Annotated in this window: 16 protein-coding genes; 3 read left to right on the top strand and 13 right to left on the bottom strand. The window is 70.3% G+C overall.

Annotated elements, in window-relative coordinates; genetic code table 11:
- Nucleotides 1–34 precede the first annotated feature (34 nt).
- A complete protein-coding gene (locus tag ACVDFE_RS23165) occupies nucleotides 35–745 on the bottom strand; it encodes a cytochrome b5-like heme/steroid binding domain-containing protein (protein WP_458434385.1) in 711 nt (236 codons plus the stop codon).
- A gap of 371 nt (nucleotides 746–1,116) precedes the next feature.
- Between ACVDFE_RS23165 and ACVDFE_RS23160 the strand changes: the two genes are divergently transcribed.
- On the top strand, nucleotides 1,117–1,881 hold the full coding sequence (locus ACVDFE_RS23160; RefSeq protein ID WP_360389420.1) for a pectate lyase: 765 nt from the start codon (nucleotides 1,117–1,119) through the stop codon (nucleotides 1,879–1,881).
- 39 nt (nucleotides 1,882–1,920) lie between these two features.
- On the opposite strand, the gene ACVDFE_RS23155 is transcribed toward ACVDFE_RS23160, so the two are convergent.
- The 7 genes from ACVDFE_RS23155 to ACVDFE_RS23125 form a co-directional block, all read right to left on the bottom strand.
- Nucleotides 1,921–3,066: an enolase C-terminal domain-like protein gene (locus tag ACVDFE_RS23155; RefSeq protein ID WP_360389423.1), complete on the bottom strand. Its 1,146-nt coding sequence runs from the start codon at nucleotides 3,064–3,066 to the stop codon at nucleotides 1,921–1,923.
- Complete coding sequence (locus ACVDFE_RS23150; RefSeq protein WP_458431821.1) at nucleotides 3,063–4,331, bottom strand: ABC transporter substrate-binding protein; 1,269 nt, start codon at nucleotides 4,329–4,331, stop codon at nucleotides 3,063–3,065. The genes ACVDFE_RS23155 and ACVDFE_RS23150 overlap by 4 nt, the downstream gene beginning before the upstream one ends.
- Nucleotides 4,332–4,340: 9 nt before the next feature.
- Nucleotides 4,341–5,222: a carbohydrate ABC transporter permease gene (locus ACVDFE_RS23145; RefSeq protein ID WP_458431820.1), complete on the bottom strand. Its 882-nt coding sequence runs from the start codon at nucleotides 5,220–5,222 to the stop codon at nucleotides 4,341–4,343.
- Complete coding sequence (locus ACVDFE_RS23140; RefSeq protein ID WP_360389432.1) at nucleotides 5,219–6,094, bottom strand: carbohydrate ABC transporter permease; 876 nt, start codon at nucleotides 6,092–6,094, stop codon at nucleotides 5,219–5,221. Before ACVDFE_RS23140 ends, ACVDFE_RS23145 begins: the two co-directional genes overlap by 4 nt.
- Nucleotides 6,091–8,028, bottom strand: coding sequence for a pectinesterase family protein (locus tag ACVDFE_RS23135; RefSeq protein WP_458431819.1), 1,938 nt, complete (start codon nucleotides 8,026–8,028; stop codon nucleotides 6,091–6,093). Before ACVDFE_RS23135 ends, ACVDFE_RS23140 begins: the two co-directional genes overlap by 4 nt.
- Nucleotides 8,025–8,273 (bottom strand): hypothetical protein, encoded by a 249-nt coding sequence (locus ACVDFE_RS23130; protein ID WP_458431818.1) that lies wholly within the window; start codon nucleotides 8,271–8,273, stop codon nucleotides 8,025–8,027. The genes ACVDFE_RS23135 and ACVDFE_RS23130 overlap by 4 nt, the downstream gene beginning before the upstream one ends.
- A 356-nt stretch (nucleotides 8,274–8,629) precedes the next feature.
- On the bottom strand, nucleotides 8,630–9,826 hold the full coding sequence (locus tag ACVDFE_RS23125; protein WP_458431817.1) for an MFS transporter: 1,197 nt from the start codon (nucleotides 9,824–9,826) through the stop codon (nucleotides 8,630–8,632).
- Between the two features lie 71 nt (nucleotides 9,827–9,897).
- Here ACVDFE_RS23125 and ACVDFE_RS23120 point away from each other — a divergent pair, with 71 nt between their 5' ends.
- Nucleotides 9,898–10,881 carry a LacI family DNA-binding transcriptional regulator gene (locus ACVDFE_RS23120; RefSeq protein ID WP_360389441.1) on the top strand — a complete coding sequence of 328 codons (984 nt, stop codon included), beginning with the start codon at nucleotides 9,898–9,900 and terminating at the stop codon, nucleotides 10,879–10,881.
- Nucleotides 10,882–10,885: 4 nt separating this feature from the next.
- Here the strand turns inward: ACVDFE_RS23120 and ACVDFE_RS23115 are convergent, their stop codons facing one another.
- Together ACVDFE_RS23115 and ACVDFE_RS23110 are read right to left on the bottom strand one after the other, a co-directional pair.
- Nucleotides 10,886–11,770 carry a cellulose-binding domain-containing protein gene (locus ACVDFE_RS23115; protein WP_458431816.1) on the bottom strand — a complete coding sequence of 295 codons (885 nt, stop codon included), beginning with the start codon at nucleotides 11,768–11,770 and terminating at the stop codon, nucleotides 10,886–10,888.
- 321 nt (nucleotides 11,771–12,091) lie between these two features.
- Nucleotides 12,092–12,904: a hypothetical protein gene (locus ACVDFE_RS23110; RefSeq protein ID WP_458431815.1), complete on the bottom strand. Its 813-nt coding sequence runs from the start codon at nucleotides 12,902–12,904 to the stop codon at nucleotides 12,092–12,094.
- A 157-nt stretch (nucleotides 12,905–13,061) separates the two neighbouring features.
- Here ACVDFE_RS23110 and ACVDFE_RS23105 point away from each other — a divergent pair, with 157 nt between their 5' ends.
- On the top strand, nucleotides 13,062–13,889 hold the full coding sequence (locus tag ACVDFE_RS23105; protein WP_458431814.1) for an alpha/beta fold hydrolase: 828 nt from the start codon (nucleotides 13,062–13,064) through the stop codon (nucleotides 13,887–13,889).
- Here the strand turns inward: ACVDFE_RS23105 and araA are convergent.
- From araA to araB, 3 genes are read right to left on the bottom strand one after another with little or no spacing between them, the layout of a single operon-like run.
- Nucleotides 13,859–15,361 carry an L-arabinose isomerase gene (araA, locus tag ACVDFE_RS23100; protein WP_458431813.1) on the bottom strand — a complete coding sequence of 501 codons (1,503 nt, stop codon included), beginning with the start codon at nucleotides 15,359–15,361 and terminating at the stop codon, nucleotides 13,859–13,861. The genes ACVDFE_RS23105 and araA overlap by 31 nt on opposite strands.
- Before the next feature lie 17 nt (nucleotides 15,362–15,378).
- The gene (locus tag ACVDFE_RS23095; protein WP_360389454.1) at nucleotides 15,379–16,032 is read right to left on the bottom strand and encodes an L-ribulose-5-phosphate 4-epimerase; all 654 of its coding nucleotides are present in this window, start codon (nucleotides 16,030–16,032) and stop codon (nucleotides 15,379–15,381) included.
- On the bottom strand, nucleotides 16,032–17,705 hold the full coding sequence (gene araB / locus ACVDFE_RS23090; RefSeq protein WP_458434384.1) for a ribulokinase: 1,674 nt from the start codon (nucleotides 17,703–17,705) through the stop codon (nucleotides 16,032–16,034). Before araB ends, ACVDFE_RS23095 begins: the two co-directional genes overlap by 1 nt.
- Nucleotides 17,706–17,709: the final 4 nt, after the last annotated feature.

The following is a 17,709-nucleotide window of genomic DNA, read 5'->3' as shown; positions in this document are numbered from 1 at the left end:
ACAGGTGGCGATGTGCTGGGCGAGCGAATCCGGTTCAGGCATCATCGAGTTCCACCTCGTCATCGTTGTAGACCCAATCCTCGATCACCGACATGACTTCCCCGACGCGGTCCGCTGATTCGGTGCAAGACGTGCGGAGCGCACGCACGGCCACGGAAGTGCGAACGATCAAATCGTCCAACAGGACGACGCAGTGTTGCTGAATCCATTGCGCCAACGACGCGGTGGCGGTTGTGTCGGCCTTCGCCAACGATTCCTCCACACGGGCTTGGGCGTCGGCTGAGAGCTCATCCAGTCGCCGCAGCATCGCGGGATCCGCAGTCCGCCCGAGCAGCGCGGAGAACCCTTGGACGAAGGTTCGGAGGTGGTCGTCCAGGAGGTGGCGGTAGGACTGACCGAGGTAGATCAGGTCGTGAACGGGGTTCCTCCCCGCGCTGTGCTGGACGGCGAAGGAGTTGCGCACCAGTCTGGTGTGGTCGAGCAGCTCACCGAGGGGCGCCCACGCGGTGGGCGGCGGAACGTCGTCGACCTCGGCGACGGCGAGCTGCCGCACCTTGTGCCGAACGCCGGGACGTGCGTGCGCCGACACGTGGTGAAAATCCACGGACGCGTCTCGTCCCAGATTTGCGAGCAACACCGCTTCGCCACCTGGATGCCAGCGCAGGAACTCGCTCACGTCGAGAACTTGCGTGTCCACCACGATCAGTGGGCACGATGTTCCCGACCTTTCGAGGACATCTTCCATCGACATGACATTTCGATCCACGCTGATGCTCCAAGCACGGGGAATTCGAACTCGACGCCTGTCCGCAGTACGATTAGCTCCATCTAACGAAGCATCCGTCATCTGCACAAGATCGGGTTCCACAGCGTGGAACGCCGCACAGTCGAGCCATTCGCCCCGATGATCTTCGATACGACAATCGATCGTCGCACTTCGGCAACGTTGACAACTGTCCTATGATCCCCACGGGCTGCGCGGGACTCCCGCGTCGTACCCGATCCGGTCAACCTCTTCGACGTTGTTCGAATCGAACGTTCGAATGCGGTTGACAGAAAACAGCACCGCTCTACGATATAAAATACCGCCGCGCATCCACTTCAAGCGGAGCGCACATGAAGAAACTGGCAACAATGGTGTTGGCCGCGGCACTGGCCGCGTTCCTCGCACCTCAGGCACAGGCAGCGGGCAGCACTTTCCCCACCCCGGTGGGCCAGAAGGCCGTGGGTGCCACGATCAAGGTCTCGTCCAGCGGCTACGACGGTGGCATGCAGCGGTTCTACGGCACCGGGAACCTCGGTTCCGGTGGCCAGGGCGAGGGTCAGGACCCGATCTTCCAGCTGGCCGACGGCGCGACCCTGCGCAACGTCGTGCTCGGCGCGCCGGCGGCGGACGGGGTCCACTGCCTGGGCACCTGCACGCTCTCCAACGTGTGGTGGGAGGACGTCGGCGAGGACGCTGCCACGTTCAAGGGCACGTCGTCGGGGCAGACCATGACCATCACCGGCGGCGGCGCGCGCAAGGCGTCGGACAAGGTGTTCCAGCACAACGGACCGGGCACGATGATCATCCGCAACTTCCAGGTGGACGACTTCGGCAAGCTCTACCGGTCCTGCGGCAACTGCAAGACGCAGCACAAGCGGAACGTGGTGCTGGAGAACATCACCGCGTTCTCGCCAGGCAAGGCCCTCGTCGGCATCAACACCAACTACGGTGACACGGCCCGGTTCTCCCGGATCACGATCGTCGGCGACAGCAGCCGCAAGATCGCGATCTGCGACAAGTACCAGGGCGTGACGAGCGGTGAGCCGAAGAAGATCGGTACGGGCGCGGACGGGAAGAACTGCTTCTTCTCCGCATCCGACCTGACCTACCGCTAACGGATCGGGGCCCCGGCGAAATGCCGGGGCCCCGATTTCTCACCACACTTCAAGGGTGTGAACTCCGATGTACTCCGAATTCCAGTCGTCACCGATTCCCGGTAACGCGGACAACGCGACCGTGCCGTCCTCGTCGAGTGGGTCGGGAATGGAGTTGCGGTGCGGTGGCACCCGGTCGAAGTCCACGTGCGGGTGCAGCAGGCCGCGTTCGTACCACCGGCCCGCGTCGGTGGCACCGAGCACGGTCAGGCTCGCGCTGCCGTTGCCGTGGACCTCGCAGTCCATGTTGAACGCCTCTGCCAGGTGCACGGTCTTGAGCACCGGCGTGATGCCACCGGACCCGGCCGGGCCCGCGCGCAGCACGTCGCACGCGCCGGCCGTGATCCACTCGGCGCGGGTGAGGTGCTTGCCCCAGGCGACCTCCGGGCCGATCACCGGGATCGCCAGCTGCTCTGAGAGCCAGCGGTAGGAGCTGATCGAGGCCTCCTCCATCGGTTCCTCGAACCAGTAGAAGTCCAGCTCCTCCAACGCCCTGCCGAGCTTGAGCGCCTCGGTGCGCGAGTACCAGTGGCTCGCGTCGAGCATCAGCTCGACGTCCGGTCCCACGGCCTCCCGCACCGCCCGGCACGCCTCGACGTCCCGCGCGACGCTCGGCGCACCCGGTACCGGCGGCATCCACGTGTGCAGCTTGATCGCCCGGTACCCGGTCGCCACGAGCTGTTTTGCGAAGTCGGCGTAGTCGCCCGGCGTCGCGAGGCCGCCGGTGTCACCGCACATCGTGCTGGCGTAGGCGGGCACCCGGTCGCGGGCGCCACCGGCCAGCCGCCACGCCGGCAGCTCCGCCCGCCGTGCCACCAGGTCCCACAGCGCCTGGTCGACGAACCCGAGCGCCCGGTCGGTGAACCCGCCGTGCGCGCCGCGTTGCCGCCGGGCCAGCAACCGCCACAGCTTCTCGCGGTCCCACGGGTCCTGCCCGAGCAGCACCGGCCGCACGTGCTTGTCGAGCACGGCCGGGCGCAGCTGGTCCGGCTGCACCTGGCAGTACCCGGTCACGCCGTCGGTGTCGGTGATCTCCAGCAGCGCCTCGGTCACCTCGTGCTCGGGCGCCGGGTGCCGGTGCCCCTCCGCGTCGACGGACGTGCACGCGGTCGTCGTGAACGTCCGCACCGCGACCCGGTCGATCATTTGCGCTTCTCCCAGTCCTGCTGGGCGGTCGTCAGCTTGGTGGCGAGCTGGTCGAGGAACTCCTGCGCGGGCATCTGGCCGAGCAGCACCTTCTGGTACAGCGGCTCGGTGTCGGTCTTGGTGATCGAGGAGTACTCCGGCAGGTGCACCGGTGCCGGCACGAGGACGGTCGCCGGGTCCTCCAGCACGCCGAGCGCCATCTTCACGGCCGGGTTCTTCTGAATCCACTCGGCGCCGCGCACGTCGGTGTTCGCCGGGATCTGCCCGACCTTCTCGTTCCAGTAGCCGTTGCTCTCCGCGGACACCAGGAACTCGACGAACCGCCACGCGGCGTCGGTGTTCTTGCCGCCCTTGAACACCGCGAACCCGTCGGTCGGGTTCGGCACCACGGTCCGCTTGCCCGAGGGCCCCTTCGGCAGCGGCATCGCGGCGACTCGCTCCGGCCCGAGCGTCTTCATGACGTCCGCGGTCGACCCGAGGTTGTGGTGCATCATCGCGACCGTGCCACCGGTGAACTGGGCGACCATCTGCGTGTAGTTGTTGTTGACGTCGGCCTCCGGCGTCGCCTTCTTGTAGAGGTCGGCGACCTTGCGCACGAGCTCGGCGTTGCGCGGGTCGGCCACCGTGCTCTTCCCGCCGTCGTAGAACTTCTCGACACCGGAGTAGGAGTAGGCCTCGGACAGCAGCTGGAAGACGGACCCGGCACCGCCGCGGATGGTGAACCCGTACTGGTTGGCCGCCGGGTCGGTGAGCTTGATGGCGGCCTGCACGAGCTCGTCCCAGGTGACCGGCTCGGTGATCCCCTTCTCCTCGAACCGGTCCGACCGGTACCAGACGACGTCCATGTTGCCCGACGCGGGAACGGCGTAGAGCTTGCCGTCCGACGACGTCTGCCGCACGGTCTCCAGCAGCCCCGGGATCAGCTTGCCCTTGAGCGAGCTGCCCTCCAGCCGCTCGTCGACCGGCTCCAGTGCGTCCTGCCCCGCGAGGTGCGCGAGGTAGGACGTGGTGACACCGCCGACGTCCGGTGTGGAGCCGCCGGCGATGGCCGTGTCGTACTTCTGCTGCACCGACGAGCTGGGGATGCCGACGTACTCGACCTCGACGTCCGGGTTCGCGGCCTCGAAGCGCTTGATCAGCTCCTGGTAGATGGGCGTGCGGCCGGGACCGCCGTTGTTGTCCCAGAAGGTGATCGTCGTCTTGTCGTCCTGGGCTCCGGCACACGCGCCGAGCAGGAGTGCCAGCGCGACCAGCAGTGCTCTCATCTCTCTCCTCTATCCCTTCACTGCGCCGGCACTCAGCCCCTGCACCAGGAACCGCTGCACCACGGCGAAGACCAGAACGACCGGCACCGCGGCGACGACGCCACCCGCCGCGAGCGCACCGAAGTCGGTGTTGAACTCGCCGAGCGCGTAGCTCAGCCCGACCGGCAGCGTGAACTTGTCCTGCTTGCTCGCGAACATCAGCGCGAACAGGAAGTTGTTCCAGGCGCCGATGAACGCGAACGACCCGACGGCCACGAGTGCGGGGCGCAGCTGCGGCAGGGTCACCGCGAAGAACGCGCGCAGCCGGGTGCAGCCGTCGACCATCGCGGCCTCTTCGAGCTCCACCGGCACGTTGCGCACGAAACCGCTCATCAGGATCAGGGCGAGCGGCAGCTGGAACGCCGTGTCGGCGATGACCAGACCGGTGAGGCTGTTGAGCAGGCCGGCGCCCTTGAAGATCACGAACAGCGGGATCAGCAGCATCGCGCCGGGGATGAACTGCGTGCACAGCAGTGCCAGCAGGAACACCCGCTGGCCGCGGAACCTGAACCGCGCCAGCGCGTAGCCGCCCATGAGCGCGAACACCGTGACGACGACCAGGGTGCCGACGGCGATGATCAGGCTGTTCTGGAAGAACAACCCGAACCCGATGCCGTTCCACACCGTGTCGAAGTGCTCGAACGTGATCGGCCACGGCACCAGCGCGGTCTCCCCCGCGGGCCGGAACGCGAAGACGAGCATCCAGTAGAACGGGATCAGCGTGAACAGCAGGTAGAGCACCAGCGGGAGGTGCAGCCGGAAGTAGCGGCTCGGGTCGCGCTGCTTGCGACGCCTGGGCGGTGGTGGCGGCGGGTCGAGGGCCACCTCCGGGCGGACGAGGGTCTGGGTCATGCCCGGCTCCCGAACTTGGACAGCCTCAGGTAGAGGATGGAGAAGAACAGCAGGATCACGAAGCCGGCCATCGTGAGCGCGGAGCCGTAGCCGAAGTCGTGCGAGTCGACGGCCTTGCGCGCCACGTACAGCGGCAGCGTGGTGGTCTGGTTCGCCGGGCCACCACCGGTGAGCGTGTAGATCAGGTCGACGTTGTTGAACTCCCACACCGCGCGCAGCAGCGTCGAGAGCACGATCGCGTCGCGCAGGTGCGGCAGGGTGACGCTCACGAACCGCCGCCACCGCCCGGCACCGTCGACCGAGGCGGCCTCGTAGAGGTCGTTCGGGATGGTCTGCAGGTCGGCGAGCAGCAGGATCGCGAAGAACGGCACCCCGCGCCACAGCTCGGTGACGACGGTCGCGGGGAACACGGTCGCCGGGTCGCCGAGCACGGACGTGCCGGGATCGCCGATGCCCCACTGGGCGAGCTGCTGGAAGATGCCCGTCGAGGGGTTGTAGAGCAGGATCCAGATGCCGGTGGTGAGCACACCGGACACCGCCCACGGCGAGAACACCAGCGAGCGGGCCAGCGCGCGGCCGACGAACGTCTCGTTCACGATCAGCGCGAGGACCAGCCCCAGCACCAGCTGCAGCCCGACCTCGACGAACACCCACTTCGCGCTGAAGGCGAGGCTCTGCCAGAACAGCTGGTCCTCGAACAGCATGCGGCGGAAGTTCTCGAAGCCGATGAAGCCGTTCTTCCACGGCTGGGTGACGGTGTGCTGGCGCAGGCTGAACCACCCGACGCTCGCGATCGGGTAGACCAGGAACACGAGCATCAGCACGAGCGTCGGGGCGATCAGGGCGTAGGGTGCCCAGGTGCGGGTCCTCACGCGGGGTTCCACCCGCCGAGGTAGGCGCTCTTCGTGTACTGCCGCGCCTGGTCGTCGGTGAGCTGCGGCCGGTCGGCACCGGTGCCCGCGCCGGGGCCGGTGTTGCGGTACTCGGCGAACCGCGCGCCGCGCCACGGGAAGCCGGACATGTCCGTCCACGGCGTGCGCTTGATCGCGGCGGGCAGCTCGGTGTTGCGGATGACGACCTGGGCGATCGCGTCCGGGTCGCCGCTGGGGTGCCACGGGCGGCCGAGGTAGTAGGTGCCGGCCGGGGCGTCGCTGCGGATCTTCGAGTCGACCACGAGGAAGCCGTACGGGTTGTCGCGGCGGGTGCTGGCGGCGGTGACGTAGCCGTTCGGGTCGCCGCCGCGGTTCAGCGCGGTGATGGTGGCGCGTTCGAAGACCGCGGTGGCGCGGCCGAACAGGAAGTCGACGTCGCCGGTGATCGCGCAGTCCCGGTAGTACTGCCGCGCCTTCGTGCCCACGGCGGCGGTGTCGGCGTAGAGCGTGTCCTGGTGGCCCAGGAAGTGGACGCGGTCGAACAGCATCCGGTCGCCGGTGGCCTTGACCGCCACGGCCTGGGTGGCCGTGATCTCCGGGTGCTTCGCGCGGTCGAAGGAGTTGCTGAAGGTGAGGTCGCGCGCGGTGAAGTCGTCGGCGGCGATGGTGGCGGTGGCGCTGCCGGTCGTGCCGTAGGTGGTGCCGTCGGGTTTCTTGGTGCCGCTGGCGTTGTCGAAGTCGACCACCACGTCCTGGGCACGTCCGGTGGCGCCGCGCAGGGTCAGGCCGCGCTTGGTGGCGGGAACCTTGACGACCTCGCGGTAGACGCCCTGGGGCAGGGTGACCACACCGCCCGCCGGTGCCGCGTCGATCGCGGCCTGCACGGTCGCGAAGCCCTGGCCGACGACGAGGTGGTGCCCCGCGGGCTGGGCGCCGGCCCTGAGGTGCCGGACCCGGTGCCCGGGTTCGAGGCCGCGGTTCAGCGCCGGGGTCCAGCCGGCGTCGGTGCCGAGCTGCTTGTCCGGGAACGCGGCGTTGTGCGCGGCCACCAGGCTGACGGGCCGGCCGTCGACCAGGTTGCCGGTGTCGGTGAGCGCGGTGCCGCCCCAGTTGTAAACGACCTCCTCCGGCGCGATGCCGCGGATGAAGTTGTTCTGCGCGTACAGCTGTGACCGAACGCCCACGCCCCAGCTGTAGACCTGCTCGCCCTCGTAGAGGTTGTTGTAGACGTGCACCTGCCCGAACCGGACGCGGGGCGCGCGTTCCTGGATGTTGCGGAACACGTTGTGGTGCACCGAGACGCGCAGCTTGCCGGGGTCGGTGGTGGAGGTGTTCGACGAGCCGATCAGCATCGTCTTGCCGTGGTCGGCGAACACGTTGCGGGACACCGTGACCAGGTCGCTGCCGGTGGTGATGTCGAGCTGCCCGTCGTGCATCTGGTAGGGCCGTCCGAAGTGGAGCGGAGCGGCGCTGTCGAGGTTCGGCTCGTCGGTGAACGTGTTGTGGTCCACCCACACGTGCTCGGACCGCTGCAGCGACACCGAGTCGTAGAGCGAGTTCCAGTTGCCGGGGGACGCGCCGGGGCTGGTGTCGGTCGGGTCCCACTGCGGGAAGCAGTCGTGGGTGTCGCGGAAGGTCAGGTTGCGCACGACCACGTTGCGCACCCCGTGGATCCGCAGGCTGCCACCGGTGATCCCGGCGCCGCGCCCGACGCCGATGATCGTGGTGTCGGAGCCGACGTCGAGCGCGATGGCCGCCTCCTGCCGCTTGGCCGACGCGACCCGCGCGTCCTCCAGCGGTCCCTCCGGCTCGCGCTCCCAGCCCCACACCGCCGGGTCGTAGGCGGCGAGGTACCCGGCCCGCGTGTAACCGCCGGTCTCGTAGTCGTTGCAGCGCAACGGTTTCCCGTCCGCACCGGTGTTCGCGTCGATCACGCCCCTGACCTTGACGATCCGCGGCGCGGGTGCCGCGAGCGCCGCGACGCCTCCGCCCGCGTGCGCACCTCGTGCACATGACCGGCGGGTGCCGCGGCACCACCGGTCGTGCCGGGCCCGCTGGACGCCCAGCCGTCACCGGCGGGCAACACCTGCCGGGCCGGGTCGTGGCCGGCCTGCGCGGGCACGCCCACCACCCCGGTACCCAGGCACGCCACAACCACCGCACCAACGAAAAGCCGCATCGGGGAATGCCCTCTCGATCGACTGATTCACATTCTTGAACGACGTACACAAGCGTGAAGCGAGTATTGCGCTCGTTTCCGGCGCACGTCAACGAAGTGAATTCATTCGACGAAGAGGTGGGGCGTTCGACGTTCCTTCGAATCGAATGTCGTCGAACCGCATTTGCCCCGGAGGAATGTGCCGCGCAGCAAGGAGCCCGTCCCACCGGTGCCAGGCAGCGGCGGGACGGGCTCTGCGCGGTTGCTCGTCCAAGCAGGTTGCCAGCTGTTGTGCCTTCAGCGCCCCGCATTCCCGACCTTGCTCCACTGGCGTCTGCAAGGAGGGGAAGGGGGCGGGCGAGACTTCTGGCCAGGGTTTAGCGGCTGGCCTCCTCCGGGACTGACTGCGGCAGCGGTCGCAGCGCGGGCACGAAAGCCAGCGCGGGCAGCAGCAACAGCGGCACGACCAGCAACCCGCGCAGCACCCCGACGTGGTCGCCGAGGAACCCGACGAGCGGCGGACCCGCGAGGAACGCCGTGTAGCCGATCACCGCGACCACGCTGACCCTGGCCGCCGCGTGCGCCGGGTCGTCGGCCGCGGCGCTCATGCCGACCGGGAACCCGAGCGCGGTGCCCAGCCCCCACACCGCGACGCCGGCGATGGCCAACCCGGGTGAGCCTGCGAACACCGCCAGGGTCACGCCGGCCGCGGCGAGCAGCATCGTCACGACGAGCACCGGCACGCGGCCCCACCGGTCGAGCGCGACGGTGCCGGCGATCCGGCCCGCGGTCATGGTCGTCACGAACACGCCGAACACCAGCGCGCCGGTGCCGGGGTCGAAGTCGTAGCCGTCGACGAACGCCACCGCGACCCAGTCGTTGGCCGTGCCCTCGGTGAACGCGAGCACCAGCACCAGTGCGCCGACCAGCAGCGTGCGGGGTTCGCGCCACGCGGCCAGGACGCCGCTGCCGGTGCCGTGCTCTGGCTCGCCCGCGAAGCGGTAGGTCCGCGCTGCCAGCAGGGTGCCGGCCGCGACGACCGCCGCCACCACGAGCAGGTGCGCGGTCACCGGCAGCAGCAGCCACGCCACCAGGGACGCGAGACCGGCCGCGGCCACGGTGCCGAGGCTCCACATCGCGTGGAACCGGGGCATCACCGTCTTGCCCAGCGCGCGTTCCACCTCGGCGGCCTCGACGTTCATCGCGACGTCGCAGGTGCCCGAGCCGTAGCCGAGCACGAAGATCCCGATCGCCGTCAGCGCGACCGACGGGACCGCCCCGATTCCCGCACCCGCCACCGCGAGGCCGGTGCTCACCACGGCCGCCGACAGCACCACGGTCCGCCGCGGGCCGAGCCGGTGGGTCACCTCCCCCGCCGTGAGCATCGCGAGGAACGCGCCCGCCGACATCGACAACAGCAGCAGTCCGAGCGCACCCGCGGTCAGCCCGAGCGCCTCGCGGGCGACGGGCACGCGGGCGAACCAGGTCGCCACGGCCACGCCGTTGAGCCCGAACGTCACCGCGACCCCCGCTGCGGCCGCGCGGACCTGCCCGCGTGTCACCGTGAGCGTCATCCGGTTCTCCTTTCTCGATCCACAAAGCCACACCCCACACGTGGAAGCGCTTCCACCGCAATACTGCGGAGATGACGGGACAACACACCCCGACACTGGACGACGTGGCCCGCGCCGCCGGCGTGTCCAGGGCCACCGCCTCCCGCGTGGTCACCGGGCAGGGCGCCGCCTCCCGGCAGGCGCGCGACCGGGTGGCCGCCGCCGTGGCGATGCTGGGCTACGTGCCCGACGCCGCCGCCCGCGCACTGGCCAGCCGCAGCGGGACCCGGCTCGCCATCGCGGTCATCGGCCACACCGCCGCCGTGCTCGACGACCCGTACGTCGGCCGGGTCCTCACCACCGCCGCGCACACCGCCGCCGAACGCGAGGTCGGCGTGTCCCTGCACTGGCTGCCCCTGCACGACCCGGCGTCGCTCGCGCGGCTCGCCGAGACCCGCGGGCTGGGCGGGCTGCTCGTGGTGAACCCGACGCAGTCCGCGCTCGACGCGGTGCCGCGGTCCCTGCGCGGCCGGGTCGCCGCGATCGGGGTCGGCACGCGGCACGTGCCGTCGTTCGACGTCGACAACCGCACTGGCACCGAGGGCGTCGTGCGGCACCTGGCGAACACCGGCCGGCAGCGGATCGCGATGGTCACCGGTCCGTCGTGGCTGCCGTGCGGGGACCGGGCCGTGGCGGCCTACCGGCGGGTGGTGCACGCCTGCGGCGGCGAACCCAGGGTCGTCCCCGGCGACTTCACCGCCGCCCGCGGTGCCGAGGCGGCCGTCGAGATCATGGCGCGCTGGCCGGACACCGACGCGGTGTTCGCGCTCAGCGACCTCACCGCGCTGGGTGTCCTCGACGGACTGCACGCGCTCGGCGTCCGGGTGCCGGGCGACGTGGCGGTCGCCGGGTTCGACGACATCGCCTTCGCGTGCCTGAGCCGCCCGGCGCTCACCACCTCGACGCACCCGGTGGAGCAGATCGCGGCGGCAGCGGCACAGGCCGTGCTCGACCGCCACGACACGGGCACCGCCACCTTCTACCCCTCCACCCTGGTGGTGCGCGAGAGCGCCTGACGGCCTACTCCGCGGTGCAGCTCTCGTCGTTCAGCGTGAAAGCGCCGGAAACGGGGGTACCGCCGCGGGTGGAGCCGGTGAAGCCGATGACGACCGTGCCGCCGGCCGGGAGCTGCGCGTTGTAGCTCGCGTTGGCGGCGTGCACGGTGGGACCGGACTGGCGCGCGGTCGCGTTCCACATGCCCGTCACGGACTCCCCGCCGCCGAACGTCCACCGCAGCGGCCAGCCGTTGACCGGCCGGGTGCCGGTGTTGCGCACGGTCACGCCGGCCTGGAACCCGCCGGGCCACTGGCCGGTGACCCGGTAGGCGACGGAGCAGACCCGGGCAGGCGGTCGCGGCGGGACCGTCGTCGACGGTGCCGGGGCCGGACGCGGCGGCACGACCGCGGTGGGTGCCGGTGCCGTGGCGCCCGGCGCGGGCGGAGGGGGCGGTACCGGTCCGGGGCTGGGGACGAGGTCGAGCCCGTTGCACGGCTCGCCCCACAGGCCGAGGTCTGCGGCTGCGGCCTGGGACTCGGCGGCCGGCAGCGGGCCGCCGTCCACGTCCTGGGCCCGCAGCACACCCTGCCGCACCGCGAGCTGCGCGTAGTCGGCGCCGTCCGCCAGCACGATCTTGACGCCGCCGCTGAGGAAGTCGACCCGCACCGCGCCGGCCAGCAGCGTCGTCCGCGCGAACGCGAGCGCCGCCTCCGCCCAGCAGTCCGCCGGTGGCGCCAGCTGGGCCACACGCACCGTCGTGCCGTCGGCCAGCTCGACCGTCCTGGGGTCGAGCACGTCCCGCACGTGGTGCAGCACGCCCCGGGAGATCGTCTCCTCGTTGACGAGCGAGGGCGGTGGTGCTGTGGGCGGTTCCGCCGTGCACGCTCCGGTGAGCAGTGCCAAGACCACGAGCAAACTCCTGCGCGTCACCACAACCCCTGTTGTCGTTCAACCATCGACAACCCTAGGGGTTCGCCCCGCCGGTTCAACCGACCGTTCGGAGTGGACTACCTGCGCGGAACGGGTGCGGTAGCAGCACCGGCCACAGTGGACAGACTGACCGCGGACGCGGCCAGCAGAGCGAGCGTTCTGGTCATCGGTTCTGCGTTGAACGCACGATGTTCACGCTAACAACCACCGAGGCCGCTCACGGGACGTCAAGGTCCTGTCGAACGGGACCGCACCCGTTCGACAGGACCCCCCGGAGACGCACACCCCCGAGGAGAGGTGTCACCTGAGCGAACAGGTGGCGAAGCGCTCCAGGCCCTCCGGCTTCACGGCCACGCGGCCGATCGCCGTCTCGATCCGGTTGAGAGCCGCGACCCGCTTGTCCGCCAACGGACCCAGGATCGCGTTCTGCACGAAGTTAGGACCGCCCTGGCTCACCGAGGTGCGCAACCGCTCGTTCGCCTCGGCGATCTGCCTGTCGAGGTTCGCGAGCTCGCGGTCCACTTCGGCCCGTGCCGCGGCAGGTACGTCGGGCACGGCCGGTGCCGGGCACGCGATCGCACCGGCGACCGCGTTGTTCCCGCCGCCGTTGTTGTTCCCGCCGTTGTTGTTGCCGCCGTTGTTGTTGCCGTTGCCCGCGTTCGCCCGCGTGGTCGTGACGGGCGCCGGGCCGACCGCGGGTGCCTGGCCGAGTCCGCAGCTCGCGAACCGCTCCAGGCCCTCCGGTTTGTCGGCGACGCGGCCGATCGCCGTCTCGATCCGGTTGAGCGCGGCGACGCGCTTGCTCGCCAAGGGGCCGAGGATCGCGTTCTGCACGAAGTTCGGGCCGCCCTGGCCCGCGGAGGTGCGGAGTCGTTCGTTCGCCTCGGCGATCTGCTTGTCCAGGTTGACCAGCTCGCGCTGCACCTCGGCCTGCGCCTGTGCGGGGACCGCCGGGACGACCGGCTGCGGGCAGGCGATCGACTGGCTGCCGTCACCGGACCCGGTGGCCGCGAAGGCGACGGCGGCCGTGACCGCCGTCAGCGTGCCCGCCACCGCGATGCCCGCGATCAGCCGGCGCTTGCCCCGTTCCGGTCGTGCATGTGCTCTCGACATATTCGAACCTCACGACTGTGGTGGACTGCTCTTCTGCCGGCACAGCGGAATACGGATCACCGTCGTGAAGGGTTCAACTACTTGTGAGCGTTCACAGTGCAATGGCATGCTCACTGCTCGTTGCGCAGACCGCACCTGCGACGATCGGGGAACCGCCATGCCGCCGGCAGACAACGTCGTGCACGAACAGCTCCCGCTGCGCGTTCGCGGGGTGGACCTGGCGGTGGCGTCCGTGCGCCGCGAAGGGGTTGACGCGCCGATCGTCTTCCTGCACGGCTTCGGCACGAGCAAGGAGGACTACCTCGACATCACCCAGCGGCACGACTTCGCCGGGCGCGCGTTCTTCGCCTACGACGCACCGGGCAGCGGCGCCACCGAGTGCGCCGACCTCACCGCCGTCGACATCCCGTTCCTGGTGGACACCGCGCACGCGGTGCTCGACCACGCGGGCATCGACCGGTTCCACCTGGTGGGGCACTCCACCGGTGGGCTCACCGGGTTGCTGCTCGCACACCGGCTACCGCGGCGGGTGCTGAGCTTCGTGAACATCAAGGGCGTGCTCGCACCGGAGGACTGCCTGCTGAGCCGACAGGCGCTGATGGCACCGGACCCGGCCGAGCACTTCTTCCGGTTCGCCGAACGCACCCGCAACGCGCCGCACTACGGCAGCGGCCTGTACGCCGCGGGTCTGCCGCACAAGATCCGCCGCGGTGCCGTGGCCGGGGTGTTCCGCTCGATGGTCGAGCTCGCCGACCACGGCGACCTGATCGCGAAGTTCCTGGCCCTGCCCTGCCCGCGGATGTACCTGTACGGCGAGCAGTGCGCCGGCCTGTCCTACCTGCAGAGGCTGGACGCGAACGGGGTGGAGCTCGCCGAGGTCCCGCACAGCGGGCACCTGCCGATGTACTCCAACCCCGTCGCGATGTGGCGTCAGCTGGCGGAGTTCCTCGCCCGTCAGCTCATTCCCATGGCCAGGCGGTGGTAGGCCTGGTTCCAGCGCAGCCGGTCGACGAACGAGGCGGGCGTGGTGTCCGCGTCGATCAGCACCAGCTCGGTGGCCGCCATCTGGGCGAAGTCCCGCAGCACCTCCGCTCCGACCGCCTGGGTCATCACGGTGTGGTGCGGCCCGCCGGCGGTGAGCCAGCACTCCGCCGACGTCGACAGCGACGGCGCCGGCTGCCACACCGCGCGCGCCACCGGCAGCTTCGGCAGCGGCTCGTCCGGCTCCACGACGGTGACCTCGTTGGCCACCAGGCGGAAGCGGTCGCCGAGGTCGGCCAGGCCGACCACGACGGCGGGCCCGGTCGCCGCGTCGAACACCAGCCGCACCGGGTCCTCCCGGTCGCCGATGCCCAGCGGGTGGATCTCGCACGACGGCTGCGCGGTGGCGATCGTCGGGCAGACCTCCAGCATGTGCGCGCCGAGGATCTTCGGCGTACCCGGCCCGAAGTGGTAGGTGTAGTCCTCCATGAACGACGTGCCGCGCCCGGTGCCGGTGCCCATCGCCTTCACGGCGGCGAGCAGGGCCGAGGTCTTCCAGTCGCCCTCGCCGCCGAAGCCGTAGCCGTCGGCCATCAGCCGCTGCACCGCGAGCCCCGGCAGCTGCCGCAGCCCGCCCAGGTCCTGGAAGTTCGTGGTGAACGCGCCGAACCCGCCGTCGTCGAGGAAGGACCGCAGGCCGATCTCGATGCGGGCGGCGTAGCGCAGCGAGTCGTGCCGCTCTCCCCCGCGCGCCAGCTCCGGTGCCAGCCGGTACGCCTCGGCGTAGTCGGTGACGAGCAGGTCGACGTCGGCGTCGGCCACCGCGTCGACCACGGCGACGAGGTCGTTGACGCCGTAGGTGTTGACCGAGACGCCGAACCGCAGCTCCGCCTCGACCTTGTCGCCCTCGGTCACGGCGACGTCGCGCATGTTGTCGCCGAACCGCGCCAGCCGCAGGTTGCGCATGTGCGCGCTACCGGCCGCCGCCCGTGCCCAGCCGTCGATCCGCTGTGCGACAACGGGATCGCTCGCGTGCCCGGCCACGGTCTTGCGGGCCACCCCGATCCTGGTCTGCACGTAGGCGAACTCGCGGTCGCCGTGCGCTGCCTGGTTGAGGTTCATGAAGTCCATGTCGATGGTGGACCACGGCAACGCCTCGTTGAGCTGCGTGTGCAGGTGCAGCAACGGCTTGCGCAGCAGGTCCAGGCCGGTGATCCACATCTTCGCCGGCGAGAAGGTGTGCATCCAGGCGATGATCCCGACGCACGACGGGTCGTTGTTCGCCTCCTGCATGACCGTGCGGATCGCACCGGAGTCGGTGAGCACCGGCTTCCACACGATCTCCGCGCTGATCTTGCCGGAGTCGCTCAGCATCCGCTGGATCTGCTGCGACTGCGCGGCCACCTGGTCGAGCGTCTCGGGGCCGTAGAGGTGCTGGCTGCCGGTGAGGAACCAGATCTGGGGCTTGTCCGGCATGTGCTCTCCTTCTGGGCTCACTGGCCGTAGACGTTCTGGTAGCGCTCGTAGAGCCGGTCGACGTGTTCCTGCTCGATCACGTCGGGCTTGCCGAGCTGGAGTGCGAAGTGGACGGTGCGGGCGACGTCCTCCAGCAGCACGGCGGCCTTCACCGCGGCGCGTGCCGTCTCGCCGATCGTGAACGGGCCGTGGTTGCGCATCAGCACGGCCTTCGACCGGCTGGCGCTCAGGGTCTCCACGATGCCCTGGCCGATGGAGTCGTCGCCGATCAGCGCGAACGGCCCGACCGGGATGTCGCCGCCGAACTCGTCGGCGATCATCGTGAGCACGCACGGGATGGGCTCCCCGCGCGCCGCCCACGCCGTCGCGTAAGGGGAATGCGTGTGCACGACACCGCCGACGTGCGGCATGTGCCGGTACACGTAGGCGTGCGCGGCGGTGTCGGAGGACGGTGCGAGCTCGCCCTGGACGAGGGTGCCGTGCAGGTCGGTCACGACCATCGCGTGCGGGCCCAGGTCGTCGTAGGACACCCCGGACGGCTTGATGACCATCAGGTCCTGGTCGGGCACGCGGGCCGAGATGTTTCCGGCCGTCCAGCTCACCAGCCCGTAGCGGGTCAGCTCGCGGTGCAGCTCGGCGACCGTGCGGCGCAGCTCTGCCGTGGCGGACATCAGCTCTTCCCCTCCAGTGCGTCGCGGCGGTACTGGCGCAGCCGGTGCATGACATCGTTGGCACCGCGGCCGAAGTAGTCGTGCAGCTCCAGGTAGTCGAGGAAGAGCCGTTCGTACGCCTCGACGTTCTCCGGTACGGGCGTGAAGACGTTGCGCCGCACGGAACCCATCGCGGCGGCGGCCTTGCGGATGTCCGGGTGGGCGCCCGCGGCGACGGCGGCGTGCATCGCGGAGCCGAGCGCGGGGCCCTGTGCCGAGCCGATCACCGACAGCGGCAGGTTCACGACGTCGGCGTAGATCTGCATCAGCAGCTCGTTCTTGACCAGTCCGCCCGCGATCACGAGCTCGGTCACCGGCACACCGGAGTCGGTGAAGGCGTCGATGATGACCCGCGTGCCGAACGCGGTCGCCTCCAGCAGCGCGCGGTAGGCGTCCTCGGCCCTGGTGGCGAGGGTCTGGCCGATGATCACGCCGGACAGCTCGTGGTCGACGAGCACGGACCGGTTGCCGCTGTGCCAGTCGAGCGCGATGAGCCCGTGCTCCCCCACCGCCTGGCCGGCGGCCAGCTCGGTCAGCAGCTCGTGCACGGTGATGCCGCGTTCGGCGGCCTGCTCGTGGTAGGCCGGCGGGACGCTGCTGCGCAGGAACCACGCGAAGATGTCGCCGACACCGCTCTGCCCGGCCTCGTAGCCCCACAGCCCCGGAATGATGCCGCCGTCGACCACACCGCACATGCCCGGCACGTCGCGCAGCACGGCGCCGCTCATCACGTGGCAGGTGGAGGTGCCCATGATCGCGACCATCTGGCCGGGCTCGACGGCCTGGGCGGCCGGTGCGGTGACGTGCGCGTCGACGTTGCCGACCGCGACGGCGATGCCCTCGGGCAGCCCGGTCCACTCCGCGGCCCTGGCGCTGAGCCCGCCCGCGCGGTCACCGAGCGCCGAGAGCGGGTGGTCGAGCTTGTCGGCGACGAACCCGGCGAAGTCGGGGTTGAGCTCGGCGAGGAAGTCCTCACCGGGGTAGGCGCCGTCCTGGAGGATGCCCTTGTACCCGGCGGTGCAGGCGTTGCGCGTGTAGGTGCCGCAGAGCTGCCAGGTGATCCAGTCGGCGGCCTCGACCCAGTGCTCCATCGCCGCGTAGACCTCGGGTGCCTCCTCCAGCACCTGCAGGCCCTTGGCGAACTCCCACTCCGAGGAGATCAGGCCGCCGTAGCGCGGCAGCCACACCTCGCCGCGGGTGCGGGCCAGCTCGTTGATCCGGTCGGCCTGGCCCTGGGCGGCGTGGTGGCGCCACAGCTTCACGTAGGCGTGCGGGTTCCCGGCGAACTCCGGCAGGTCGCACAGCGGTGTGCCGTCCGCGGTGACCGGCACCATCGTGCAGGCCGTGAAGTCGGTGCCGATCCCGACCACCTGGGACGGCGAGATCCCGGCCGCCTCGACCGCCTGTGGGACGGCGGTGCGCAGCACGTCGAGGTAGTCGGCCGGGACCTGCAGGGCCCACTCCGGCGGCAGCGGACGGCCGGTCGCGGGCAGGACCTGGTCCACGACCCCGTGGCGGTACTCGTGGACGGCGGTGCCGAGCTCGGCGCCGTCATGGACGCGCACGACCACGGCGCGGCCGGACAGCGTGCCGAAGTCGACACCCACCACGCACGCGTCGCGGTCGATCGTCATGTCA

The sequence above is a fragment of the Lentzea chajnantorensis genome, assembly GCF_054300775.1.
The sequence above is the reverse complement of the archived record's forward strand: the minus strand, read 5'-3'. Positions and strand labels throughout refer to the sequence as shown.

Coding starts and splice junctions, on each gene's coding strand:
- ACVDFE_RS23165 (WP_458434385.1), bottom strand. CDS start 745: ATGGAAGATGTCCTCGAAAGGTCGGGAACATCGTGCCCACTGATCGTG.
- ACVDFE_RS23160 (WP_360389420.1), top strand. CDS start 1,117: ATGAAGAAACTGGCAACAATGGTGTTGGCCGCGGCACTGGCCGCGTTC.
- ACVDFE_RS23155 (WP_360389423.1), bottom strand. CDS start 3,066: ATGATCGACCGGGTCGCGGTGCGGACGTTCACGACGACCGCGTGCACG.
- ACVDFE_RS23150 (WP_458431821.1), bottom strand. CDS start 4,331: ATGAGAGCACTGCTGGTCGCGCTGGCACTCCTGCTCGGCGCGTGTGCC.
- ACVDFE_RS23145 (WP_458431820.1), bottom strand. CDS start 5,222: ATGACCCAGACCCTCGTCCGCCCGGAGGTGGCCCTCGACCCGCCGCCA.
- ACVDFE_RS23130 (WP_458431818.1), bottom strand. CDS start 8,273: ATGCGGCTTTTCGTTGGTGCGGTGGTTGTGGCGTGCCTGGGTACCGGG.
- ACVDFE_RS23125 (WP_458431817.1), bottom strand. CDS start 9,826: ATGACGCTCACGGTGACACGCGGGCAGGTCCGCGCGGCCGCAGCGGGG.
- ACVDFE_RS23120 (WP_360389441.1), top strand. CDS start 9,898: ATGACGGGACAACACACCCCGACACTGGACGACGTGGCCCGCGCCGCC.
- ACVDFE_RS23110 (WP_458431815.1), bottom strand. CDS start 12,904: ATGTCGAGAGCACATGCACGACCGGAACGGGGCAAGCGCCGGCTGATC.
- ACVDFE_RS23105 (WP_458431814.1), top strand. CDS start 13,062: ATGCCGCCGGCAGACAACGTCGTGCACGAACAGCTCCCGCTGCGCGTT.
- araA (WP_458431813.1), bottom strand. CDS start 15,361: ATGCCGGACAAGCCCCAGATCTGGTTCCTCACCGGCAGCCAGCACCTC.
- ACVDFE_RS23095 (WP_360389454.1), bottom strand. CDS start 16,032: ATGTCCGCCACGGCAGAGCTGCGCCGCACGGTCGCCGAGCTGCACCGC.
- araB (WP_458434384.1), bottom strand. CDS start 17,705: ATGACGATCGACCGCGACGCGTGCGTGGTGGGTGTCGACTTCGGCACG.